13 protein-coding genes and 1 pseudogene are annotated in these 10,812 nt (G+C 70.8%); 11 read left to right on the top strand and 3 right to left on the bottom strand.

The genetic code is table 11. The features are described 5' to 3' along the window. Positions 1-249: pseudogene (locus DQW85_RS33960) on the bottom strand (hypothetical protein); the annotation flags it as partial. 96 nt (positions 250-345) lie between these two features. Between DQW85_RS33960 and DQW85_RS33955 the strand changes: the two are divergent. Further along, a complete protein-coding gene (locus tag DQW85_RS33955; protein ID WP_113703855.1) occupies positions 346-1,092 on the top strand; it encodes an SOS response-associated peptidase in 747 nt (248 codons plus the stop codon). A 159-nt stretch (positions 1,093-1,251) separates the two neighbouring features. Further along, the gene (locus tag DQW85_RS33950; RefSeq protein ID WP_113703854.1) at positions 1,252-1,584 is read left to right on the top strand and encodes a TraR/DksA family transcriptional regulator; all 333 of its coding nucleotides are present in this window, start codon (positions 1,252-1,254) and stop codon (positions 1,582-1,584) included. Positions 1,585-1,710: 126 nt separating this feature from the next. Here the strand turns inward: DQW85_RS33950 and DQW85_RS33945 are convergent, their stop codons facing one another. Then, entirely contained in the window at positions 1,711-2,451 is a 741-nt protein-coding gene (locus DQW85_RS33945) for a class I SAM-dependent methyltransferase (protein ID WP_113703853.1), read from the bottom strand. A gap of 233 nt (positions 2,452-2,684) precedes the next feature. Between DQW85_RS33945 and DQW85_RS33940 the strand changes: the two genes are divergently transcribed. The 7 genes from DQW85_RS33940 to DQW85_RS47200 all read left to right on the top strand — a co-directional run bounded on the left by DQW85_RS33940 (position 2,685) and on the right by DQW85_RS47200 (position 9,161). Further along, entirely contained in the window at positions 2,685-3,290 is a 606-nt protein-coding gene (locus DQW85_RS33940) for a sigma-70 family RNA polymerase sigma factor (protein ID WP_113703852.1), read from the top strand. After that, complete coding sequence (rsrA, locus tag DQW85_RS33935; RefSeq protein WP_113703851.1) at positions 3,287-3,553, top strand: mycothiol system anti-sigma-R factor; 267 nt, start codon at positions 3,287-3,289, stop codon at positions 3,551-3,553. The genes DQW85_RS33940 and rsrA overlap by 4 nt, the downstream gene beginning before the upstream one ends. A 9-nt stretch (positions 3,554-3,562) precedes the next feature. Beyond that, positions 3,563-4,501, top strand: a complete 939-nt coding sequence (locus DQW85_RS33930; protein WP_113703850.1) for an NAD-dependent epimerase/dehydratase family protein — start codon at positions 3,563-3,565, stop codon at positions 4,499-4,501. 231 nt (positions 4,502-4,732) lie between these two features. Continuing rightward, a complete protein-coding gene (locus tag DQW85_RS33925; protein ID WP_113703849.1) occupies positions 4,733-6,088 on the top strand; it encodes an HD-GYP domain-containing protein in 1,356 nt (451 codons plus the stop codon). After that, positions 6,085-7,350: an HD-GYP domain-containing protein gene (locus tag DQW85_RS33920; protein ID WP_113703848.1), complete on the top strand. Its 1,266-nt coding sequence runs from the start codon at positions 6,085-6,087 to the stop codon at positions 7,348-7,350. Before DQW85_RS33925 ends, DQW85_RS33920 begins: the two co-directional genes overlap by 4 nt. A gap of 152 nt (positions 7,351-7,502) precedes the next feature. Further along, complete coding sequence (locus DQW85_RS33915) at positions 7,503-8,888, top strand: acetyl-CoA carboxylase biotin carboxylase subunit (protein ID WP_113703847.1); 1,386 nt, start codon at positions 7,503-7,505, stop codon at positions 8,886-8,888. 60 nt (positions 8,889-8,948) lie between these two features. Further along, entirely contained in the window at positions 8,949-9,161 is a 213-nt protein-coding gene (locus DQW85_RS47200) for a biotin/lipoyl-binding carrier protein (RefSeq protein WP_162795592.1), read from the top strand. Here the strand turns inward: DQW85_RS47200 and DQW85_RS33905 are convergent. Further along, positions 9,151-9,531 carry a thioesterase family protein gene (locus tag DQW85_RS33905; RefSeq protein ID WP_113703845.1) on the bottom strand — a complete coding sequence of 127 codons (381 nt, stop codon included), beginning with the start codon at positions 9,529-9,531 and terminating at the stop codon, positions 9,151-9,153. The genes DQW85_RS47200 and DQW85_RS33905 overlap by 11 nt on opposite strands. Between DQW85_RS33905 and bsaP the strand changes: the two genes are divergently transcribed. Both bsaP and DQW85_RS33895 read left to right on the top strand, forming a co-directional pair. Continuing rightward, a complete protein-coding gene (gene bsaP, locus DQW85_RS33900) occupies positions 9,530-9,715 on the top strand; it encodes a biotin synthase auxiliary protein BsaP (protein ID WP_113703844.1) in 186 nt (61 codons plus the stop codon). The genes DQW85_RS33905 and bsaP overlap by 2 nt on opposite strands. A gap of 200 nt (positions 9,716-9,915) precedes the next feature. After that, positions 9,916-10,812 (top strand): serine/threonine-protein kinase (locus DQW85_RS33895; protein WP_162795591.1); only part of this gene is annotated, 897 nt, incomplete at its 3' end.

Raw genomic sequence — 10,812 nt, 5'->3', positions numbered from 1 at the left:
GGTGCCGGGGCCGTCGGCGAGCGCGGCGAGCACCAGGGCGCGGTTGGTCACCGACTTGGAGCCGGGCAGGGTGACGGACGCGCTCACCGGGCCGGTGGCGGTCGGCGCGGGCCAGTGGGGAGCGGGCACGGGCGCCGTCTCGGGCGTCGTCGTGGCCGCGGTCTTGGCCGCGGTCTTGGGCACGGTCTCGGGCGCGGCCGCAGGGGCGGCTGCGGGGTCGGGGACAGGTGCTGGGTCGGTCGCGGGCATGGTCGAAGCCTACTTGACCAGCCTCCCCGAGCGGTTTCGCGCGATCCACGCTCAATCAAACATGCGAGCGAAAGCCGTACGTGGCAGTGTGGGGACATGTGCGGTAGATACGCGTCGGCGCGCAAGAAGCACGAGCTGCTGGAGGAGTTCCAGGTCGAGCTCGACGCCGACCCCGACAAGGAGCTGGGGCCCGACTACAACGTCGCCCCGACCAAGAACGTCTACGCCGTGCTGAGCCGGGTGCCCAAGGAGGCCGAACGGGCGGTGCGGCAACTGCGGGTCGTGAAATGGGGCCTGGTCCCGGCCTGGGCGAAGGACCCGTCGATCGGTGCCCGCATGATCAACGCCAGGATCGAGACGGTGGCGGAGAAGCCGTCGTTCCGCCAGGCGTTCGCCAAGCGCAGGTGCCTGCTGCCCGCGGACGGTTACTTCGAGTGGATGCCGGTCGAGGGCGACAAGAAGAAGAAACAGCCCTACTTCATCCGGCCGGAGGACGGCGGGCTGCTGGCGATGGCGGGCCTGTACGAATTCTGGAAGGACCCGTCGCGCGCGGACGACGACCCGTTGAAGTGGCTGGTGACCTGCACCGTCATCACCACCGACGCCGAGGACGAGCTCGGCCGCATCCATGACCGGATGCCCATGATGATCGAGCCGGAGCGCTGGGCCGAATGGCTGGATCCCAAGCTAACCGACACCGGGGAGGCCTCGCGGCTGCTGGTGCCGGCCGACAGCGGGCGACTGGTGGCCGTCCCCGTCTCCACCGACGTGAACAATGTCCGCAACAACGGCCCCGACCTCATCAAACCTTTGCCCCCGGAGGGGGAAAGCGCACTTTTCTGAATGTGTAAAAACAATGCCAAGTGGGCATCCGGTGAGAAAAGCGATGCGTCCGCACCGTCGGCTACGTCGCCAAATACATCGCCCCTTCATTAGCGCCGCGCGGGAGATCCGGGGAGTCCTCGTCGCGGGCTGCCCTCATTTACCCGGAGGTGCGGATTCGTGGATGACACGTCCGCTCGTGAGCGACTGAAGAAGATGCTCGCCGACCTGGACCGGTCGATCGGAGTGCTGCGGGGCGACCCCGTCTCGGTCCGCGACCGTTCCGCGGCCGACGCGGGGTCCGACCTGAGCGACGCGGACCGCGCGCAGGCCATGCTGACCGTCGCGACCAGCCACCGCCGGGCCGTGCTCGACGCGCTCAAGCGCCTGGATGAAGGCACCTACGGCCGGTGCGTCGACTGCGGCCACCCGGTGCCCGAGGGCCGGCTCGAAGCCCGGCCCGAGGCCGCGCGCTGCGTCCAGTGCCAGGGCAAGCGCGAGCGACGGCGCTAGCCCCTTAACATCCAGAGCCCGCCGTTCGCATTCAGAGCCGGCCCTTAGCATCCAGAGCCCGCCGTTCGCATTCAGAGCCGGCCCTTAGCATCCAGAGCCGGTCCGCTCAGAGGCCGGCTCCCGAAGTCAGGTCTTGCGGGCGCTGGCGACCAGGTGGATGCCGACCGTGTCGCCGTCGTCGGGGTGCGCCTCCAGCTCGGTGCGCACGAGCCAGGCAAGCGCCCTGCTGCCGGCGGCCAGCACGTGGTCGACGGTGGAGGGGGACAGCACCGTGCGCGGCCGGAGCCACTCGACCTCGAGGCCCGCGCCCATGAGCAGCTCGCGCAGCTGGCTGCTGCTGAAGCAGCGCGTGATGCCGCCGTCGGGCCACGGCACGAGCATGACCTCGCCCGTCTGCCGCAGGTGCTGCCACTGCCCCTGCTCGGCCAGGATGGCCATGCCCAGCACCAGCGAGTCGACGCACACCAGCGCCCGCCCGCCCGGCCGCAGCACCCGCGCCACGTCGCTCATCGCCGACTCGGCCATCAGCTCGATCGACATCGCCCGCTCCTCGGCGAGCACCGCGTCCACACTCTCGTCGGGCAGGAACGCCAGGTCGTCGGCGCGTACGTGCCGGACCCGCTCGGCGTCGTGCAGCCGCGACTGGGTGTCGGCGGCGCGCCGCCAGTCGAGCACCTCGATCACGCGGTGCCCCGCCCTGGCGGCCTGGCCGGACCATCGCCCCCTGCCGCCGGACAGGTCGAGCACCACGGAGGGTTCGCCGGGTAGCCACCGGCTCAGTTGCTCCTCGACTACGGCTCGGTAGAAGGTCCAGTACGGTCCGAGCGTCCCCGAGCCGTTCAGTTCCTCGGCCGGAATGGGCAGCACACGCGACTCCTGGGTTCCGGAAAATGGCTACCAGCCGGTACGTATGGTTTTCCCCGCACCGGGTCGTTCGTCACCTTCTATCTTGCGGGAACAGACGAGCGCGCGGGCGTGTTGCGACGAGCATGCTCACATTGCTCGACCCCCTCCCCGGTGACCGGCCGGTGCTTGACGAGCGGGTATTCTCCCCTGAGTACGGTGTCCTGCCACGTTCGGTCACCGGTGATCTTAGGGGGGTGGGTCCGGTGCCCGCGACAGGCGCGGAGACTCTGGAACAGCGGAGCGAGCGGTTCGAGCGCGAAGCAATGCCTTACCTCGAGCAGCTCTACTCGGCGGCGCTCCGGATGACGCGTAATCCCGCCGACGCGGAGGACCTGCTCCAGGAGACGTTCGCCAAGGCGTTCGCGTCGTTCCACCAGTTCCAGGAGGGCACGAACCTCAAGGCGTGGCTCTACCGCATCCTCACCAACACCTTCATCAACAGCTACCGCAAGAAGCAGCGCGAGCCCAAGCAGTCCGGCACCGAGGAGATCGAGGACTGGCAGCTCGCGCGCGCGGAGTCGCACACCTCGACCGGCCTGAAGTCGGCGGAGGTGGAGGCGCTGGAGCACCTGCCCGACGGCGACATCAAGGAGGCGCTGGCGGCGCTTCCCGAGGAGTTCAGGATCGCGGTCTACCTCGCCGACGTCGAAGGCTTCCCGTACAAAGAGATCGCCGACATCATGGGCACCCCGATCGGCACCGTGATGTCGAGGCTCCACCGCGGACGCAGGCAACTGCGCGCGCTCCTCGAGGACTACGCGCGAGAGCGTGGTCTGGTCCCGGCGGAGGGATCCAAATGAGCTGTGGAAACCCGCACGAAACCGACTGTCGTGAGGTGCTGGACAAGGTCTACGCCTATCTCGACGGTGAGCTCGCGGAGGTCGACTGCGTCGACATCCGCGTGCACCTCGACGAGTGCGGTCCATGCCTGAAGGAGTACGACCTCGACAAGGTCGTCAAGCAGCTGGTGGCCAAGCATTGCGGGTGCGATCCGCTCCCGGGTGACCTCCGGTCCAAAGTTCTCGCGCGCATCGCGCAGGTGAGGACGGACCTGTCCGACTAGGATTCCCCCATGCGCGTGCTCGTCACCGGGGGTGCCGGCTTCATCGGGTCCAATCTCGTCGACCGCCTCCTGGCCGAGGGCCATGACGTGGTGGCCGTCGACGATCTGTCCTCCGGCGACCGCGACAACCTCGCCGCGGCGAGTCGCACCGGCCGGTTCGCACTGCACGTGCTCGACGTGCGCGACCCCGCGCTGATCGAGCTGACCGCCGAGGTGCGCCCCGAGGTCATCTGCCATCTGGCGGCGCAGATCAGCGTGCGCAAGAGCGTCGCCGACCCGGTGCACGACGCGAGGGTCAACGTCGAGGGCACGGCCTCGGTGCTCGTGGCGGCCCACCGGGGCGGCACGCGCAAGGTGGTGTTCGCCTCCTCGGTCGCCGTCTACGGCAGGCCCGCCACGATCCCCGTCCCCGGTGACGCCCCGGTCGACCCCCGCTCGCCGTACGCGGCCTCCAAACTGAGCGGCGAGACCTACCTCGCCACCTTCCGCGCGCTCTACGGCATCGAATACACCACGCTCGTGCTCTCCAACGTCTACGGCCCGCGCCAGTCCCCCGAGGGCGAGGCCGGGGTGGTGGCCATCTTCACCGACGGCCTGCTCGGCGGCACGCCCACGGTCGTCTACGGCGACGGCACCCAGACCCGCGACTACGTCCACGTCGACGACGTGGTCGAGGGCTTCGTCAGGGCGTGCGGCTCCCGGGGCGACGGGCGGCGCTTCAACCTCGGCACCGGCATCCAGACCAGCGACCGCCGGCTCCACTCGCTGATCGCCGACGCGGCCGGGAGCCCCGACAAGCCGGGATTCGCCCAGCCCCGCCTGGGTGACCTGCCGGCCATGGCCGTCGACCCGGTGCCCGCCGTCGAGGGTCTCGGCTGGGAGCCGCGCACCGACCTCTCGACCGGCTTGAAGAAGACCGTGGAGTGGGCCAGAGGTCGCCGCGGGTAGTGGCTTGATTACGCTTTGCTTGCGATTCGCGGCTCCGCCGGTGCGGAGCCGCGGTCTTCTGTAGCGTGAGCGGCAGGATTCGATGGGGAGGCACGAGATGTCACGCCAGATGCTCACCCGACTGATCACGGCCCTCGCGCTGATGGCTCCTGTCGCGCTGCTGGTGACGGGCGGCGACGGGCTCGTTCCTCCAGGGGTGTCCTGGACCTGACCAACCCGTGAGGGGCCGCAATGCGTGATCTGTCGTGGCCTGCGAAGGTCTACCTGCTCGCCGTCATCGGCGCGGCGGCGCTGCTCATCTGGCACGGCCTGTCCGCCCACGCGGGGCTGCTGGCTCCGGAGCGGGTCGGCACGCTGCTGGTGCTCGTGCTGCTGTTCCTGGTGTGCGAGTCGATGCCGACGCTGCTGAACGTCGAGCAGTTCGCGGTGTCCGTCAGCTTCTCGGCCGCGCTGGCCGCCGTGGTGCTGATCGGCCCCGAGGGCACGGCGCTCGTGGGGTTCACGGCGGTGCTGAGCGTGCGGCCCGGGCTGCCGCTGGTCAAGCGGCTGTTCAACGGCGCGCAGTTCGCGATCTGCGGCTACGCGGCCGGCTGGGTCTACCTCCACCTGGGCGGCAGGACCGGTGTGCCGGGGGTCAACGCCTTCGACGACCTCATCGGCCCGTACGCCGCCGCGACCGCCGTCTTCGTGCCGCTGAACATCGTGCTCACGCTGACCATGATCCGCCTGGCCACCGGGGTGGGGGCCATGGAGGTGCCGATGCGGGGCATGGTCCAGTTCCTGCTGTCCTATCTGGGATACGGCACGTTCGGGCTGCTGGTGGCCGGGTTGTGGGCCACCGTGCAGTCGATCTCGGCGGTGCTCGTGCTGCTGCCGCTGTTCGTCGCGCGGTGGGCGTTCGGCCAGTATCACGCGCAGCAGCGCTCGTACGACGCCACGATCGCGGCCCTGTGCCAGGCCGTGGAGACGAAGGACTACTACACCAGGGGCCACTGCACCCGCGTCTCCAAGGCGTCCACCATGATCGCCGAGGAGATCGGCATGGGCCGTGAGCGGCTGCGGGCCATCGGCTACGCGGGCATGCTGCACGACGTGGGCAAGCTGGGGGTGCCGACCAAGGTGCTGCAGAAGGAGGGGCCGCTCACCGAGGAGGAGTTCGCCGCGATCCAGCTCCACCCGATGCGCGGGCTGGAGATCGTGCGGGGCATCGACTTCCTCGACGAGGCCTACGCCGGGATCATGCACCATCACGAGCGCCACGACGGCAAGGGCTACCCGATGGGCCTGGCCGGTGACGAGATCCCCGAGTTCGCCCGGATCATCGCGGTGGCCGACGCGTTCGACTCGATGACCTCCGACCGCTCCTACCGGGGGGCGCGGCCCGTCGAGGTGGCCGTTCGGGAGCTGCACAAGAACGCGGGCACGCAGTTCGACCCGGTCATGGTGACGGCCTTCGCCAAGGCGCTCGAACGCGAGCCGTGGGAGTCGCCCCGCCGCGTCGATCCGCCGCCGCCCGAGGCCGACGAGACGCCCATCAAGGACCACGACGATCCGACCATGCCGATCGAAGTGGTGAGCGGGCCGTGACGCGCGCCTTCCAGGGGCTCGACTCCGGGCAGTTGCTGCTCATCTGCGGCGCGGGGTTAGTCGCGGTCGCCGGTGTCGCGCACACGGCCGCCACCGGGCTCGACCACCCCGAGATCGCGGTCGGGTTCGGCGCGCTGATCGCGGTGGGCGAGCTGGCCAGGCTCACCATGCCGGGCAACAGGGAGGTCGCGCCCATCGGGGCCGCCGCCGCGCTCGGCTACACGTTGCTGCTCGACCTCAGCCAGCACCAGCTCCACCACTCCGCGCTCCAGGTCGTGGCGGTGATCGCGGTCGGGATGATCGCGGGGGCGCTGCCCCACCTGGCGGTCGGCCGCCCGCCGCGCCTCGACGCGATGGCCCGCCGCCTGCTGACCGGGGCCCTGCTGGCGTTCGCCTTCCGCCCGCTCGCCGACCCGCTTCACCAGCTCACCCGCGACCCCACCCGCACCTGGTGGCCGGCGCTCGCGGTGATGGTCGTGCTGACCACGCTCGCGCTGATCATCGACGTGCTGGTCGCCGCGATGCTCCGGGCCGAACAGATGCGCACGGCGTTCAGGGTGGCGGTGCGCGACGAGCTCAACATGGCCTTCCCGCTGGGCGCCGCGGTGGCCGCGTCGGGCGTGCTGCTGGCGCTGGCCACGCACAGCATGGACCTGGTGGCCCTGCTGGTGTTCGCCGCGCCGCTGCTGGTCACCCAGGTCGCCTTCCGCAAGTACGCCGGGATCCGCGCCACCTACCTGCAGACCGTGCGCGCCCTGTCACGGGTCACCGAGGTCGGCGGCTACGTCGAGCCCGGCCACTCACGCCGGGTGAGCCGCCTGGCCGTGGCGGTCGGCAGGGAGCTGGGCATGGCCGAGCCGGAGCTGCTGGAGCTGGAGTACGCCGCGCTCATGCACGACATCGGGCAGCTCTCGCTGCGCGACCCCATCCCGGGCGGGGCGACCGTGCTCACCGACCCGCAGCAGGCCCGCCGCATCGCCGAGCTGGGCGCCGCGGTGATCAAACAGACAGGCGTGCTCGACCGGGTGGCCGACGTGGTCCGCCACCAGTGCGACCCGATCGGCGAGGACCCGCCGCTGTCGAGCCGCATCATCAAGGTCGCCAACGCCTACGACGATCTGGTGGGCGGCTCGTCCGACCGCGATCGCGCCGGGGCCGCGCTCGAACGGCTCCGCCTGGCCGCCGGCACGGCCTACGACCTCGCCGTCATCGAGGCGGCGGCGCGCGTGGTCGACCGCCTGCATGTCGTCAACCGCCTGTGATCAGGGTGACTCCTGTAGAAGCTGGACGGCTTGGCGGGCTTCTGGCGCGTTTCCAACCGTTCACAATTGTGGGATTCCTACAGATCGGGCTGTCCGGATCGGTGGTTTAGGGGGAAAGGGCTGCGGCGCTCCGCGGCCGTAGTGTTGGCGGCGTGCTTACTGAGACGCTCGGACCCGTTCTGGTCGCCAACCGAGGGGAGATCGCGCGGCGGATCATCCGCACGGTCAAGCGGATGGGCCTGCGCGCCATCGCCGTCCACTCCGAGGCCGACGCCGACCTGCCGTTCGTGCGCGAGGCCGACGAGGCGGTGCTCCTCGGCCCCGCCAACCCCGCGCAGAGCTACCTCGACGTGACCAAGGTGCTGGAGGCCGCCCGCGCGACCGGTGCGCGGGCGGTCCACCCCGGCTACGGCTTCCTCGCCGAGAACGCCGCGTTCGCCCAGGCCGTGATCGACGCGGGGATGGTCTGGATCGGCCCCGCGCCGGACGCCATCGACCGCATGGGCGACAAGATCAACGCCAGGAACCTGATGGAGCAGGCGGGCGTGCCGGTGGCCGCCGGCACCCGCGAGCCCGTCACCGACCTCGACCTGGCGCTCAAGGCCGCCGAGGAGATCGGCTACCCGGTCATGGTCAAGACCGCGGGCGGCGGCGGTGGCATCGGGATGAGCGTCGCCCACGACGACGAGAGCCTGGCCAAGGCGTTCGAGCAGGCCGCCAGGGCCGCGGCGAGGTTCGCCTCCGCGGCGGCCGGCGGCGAGGGCGCCCCGCTCGCCGGGCCCGCGATCCTGCTGGAGCGCTACATCGAGCGGGCCCGCCATGTCGAGGTGCAGATCCTCGGCCTGCCCGACGGCACCGTCGTGGCGCTGGGCGAGCGCGACTGCTCGGTGCAGCGCCGCCACCAGAAGGTGGTCGAGGAGTCGCCGTCCCCCGGCATCACGCCCGAGCTGCGCGAGCGCATGCTGGCCGCCGCCGTGCGGGCCGGTGAGGCGGTCGGCTACCTGGGCGCGGGCACCGTGGAGTGCCTGGTCGACGCCGACGAGCAGGACTTCGTCTTCCTGGAGATGAACACCCGGCTCCAGGTCGAGCACCCGGTCACCGAGCTCGTCACCGGGCTCGACCTGGTCGAGCTGCAGCTGCGGGTTGCGGCCGGGGAGACGCCCGAGGTGACGCCGCGTGTCAGCGGCCACGCCATCGAGTTCCGCGTGTACGCCGAGGACCCCAAGCGCTTCTTCCCCGGCCCCGGCAAGATCACCGCCTGGGAGGAGCCCGCGGGCGACGGGATCCGCGTGGACTCGGGCTACGAGGCGGGCAACACGGTCACGCCCTTCTACGATCCGCTCATGGCCAAGCTGTGCGTCCATGGCGAGACCCGCGACGAGGCGCTGGCGCGGGCCCGCAAGGCGGTCGCCGGCTTCACCGTCGAGGGGCCGAAGAACAACCTGCCGTTCTGCGCGGAGCTGCTGGACGAGCCGGGCTTCGCCTCCGGCGACTACGACACGGGGCTCGTCGGGCGGATGCGCAGCCCGCGCGGCTGACTCCGTGCGCGTGCCCGGCGCGCATGGCATTGTTGGATCCTTGGAAGAAGGGGAGTCGCGGTGGCTGAAGTACGTGCCGAGATGGTGGCGAACGTGTGGAAGGTCGTCGTCCAGGAGGGCGACACCGTCTCCGACGGCGACACGCTGGTCATCCTCGAGTCGATGAAGATGGAGATCCCGGTGCTCGCCGAGGACGACGGCGTGGTGGCTCAGCTCAAGGTGAGCGAGGGCGACGTGATCCAGGAGGGCGACCTGATCGCCGTCATCGAGTAGCGCGCTCGACGAACCTGGCGCGGTCGACCACCACGCGCTCGATCGTGCCGCGGCCGACGAGCGTGTGCCTGTCGCGGGCCTCCCAGGCGAAGACCAGCCGCCTGCCGTCGACCTCGGTCAGCTCGGTGTCCACTTCGACGTGCGTGCCGATCGGGCTGGCGGCGAGGTGCTCGAGCTCGGCCCTGGTGCCGACCGACGTCTCGCCGGGGGCCAGGTGCGCGCGCGTGGCCTCGACGGTGGCCATCTCGGCGATCGCGAGGAGCCGAGGGGTGGCGAGAACGGGGACGTCGCCGCTGCCGACCTTCTGCGCTGTATCCTCCCGCTCGACCATGATGAGGAGTTGTGAGCGGAGACCGGGAGCGAGCGTCATGACGCAAGCCTACTGCGATCACTGCGGCCGGCCGATGGGCGACGGCGACCACGCGTCGTGCCTGGCCGCTCGCGAGCTGGAGCCGCCGCGCTACTGTGCGACCTGTCGCCGGCGGCTCGTCGTGCAGGTGACCCCGACCGGCTGGTCGGCACGCTGCGTGGAGCACGGCACCCTGATCTCCTGAAACCCCGGACAGGTGCGGGCGCTTGGCCCCAGGATAGGGTTTGTACGGCTTTTGGCGGTTCAAGTGGCGTGTGGGACGGGCGAGCCGTACACTCTCAAGATTCCGTGACCTCGGCGTTACCTCGCCGCGACACGCGTCCGCTTTGTTGGAGAGCTCTGGGGTGCAAGAGGTAGCCGAGGTAGGGGGGTAACGGGGGAGTCATGGTAGCCCAAGGGACGACGCTGGCGGGGCGCTATCGCCTGGACACCCGCATCGGCGCCGGTGGCATGGGCGAGGTGTGGCGCGGCGAGGACATCGTGTTGGCCCGCACCGTCGCCGTCAAGGTGCTGCTCCCGGGCCGCGTGGACGATCCGGGGTTCGTCGCGCGCTTCCAGGGCGAGGCCAGGGCGATGGCCACCGTCAACCACCCTGGCGTGGTCGACGTCTACGACTACGGCGTGAGCGGCGACACCGTCTATCTGGTGATGAAGTTCGTCGACGGGGAAGCGCTCGACAAGTTACTCGCGCGGCTGGGCAGGATCGCGCCTGAGCCCGCCATGGAGCTCATCGCGCAGGCGGCGGCCGCCCTGCAGGCGGTGCACGAGCAGGGGATCGTGCACCGCGACGTGAAGCCGGGCAACCTGCTCGTGCAGCGTGACGGCACGCTCGTGCTGACCGACTTCGGCATCGCCCGCTCCGACCTGGCCAACCGGCTCACCGACGCGGGCATGGTGCTCGGCACCGCGGCCTACTGCGCGCCCGAGCAGGCCGAGGGTGCTCCGGTGACGCCCGCCGTCGACATCTACGCCCTGGGCGTGGTGGCCTACGAGTGCCTGGTGGGGCAGCGGCCGTTCGACGGTGACAGCGCGGTGACCATCGCGCTCAAGCACATCCGCGAGGCGCCGCCGCCGCTGCCTGCCGAGGTTCCCGCACCGGTGCGCGCGCTGGTGGAGCGGGCGCTGTCCAAGGACCCGGCGCGGCGCTTCCCGACCGCCAAGGCCATGAGCGACACGGCCAGGCAGATCGCGGCCGGGGAGACGCCCGCGCCCGCGGCACCGTCCACGGGCGCCACGATGGCCGCGCCGCCGCAGCCGTACCCGGCCGGGTCCCATCCGGCG

It is taken from the genome of Nonomuraea lactucae, assembly GCF_003313395.1.
GTDB classification, from domain to species: Bacteria; Actinomycetota; Actinomycetes; order Streptosporangiales; family Streptosporangiaceae; genus Nonomuraea; species Nonomuraea lactucae.
This window is presented reverse-complemented; position numbering and strand designations above follow the sequence as displayed.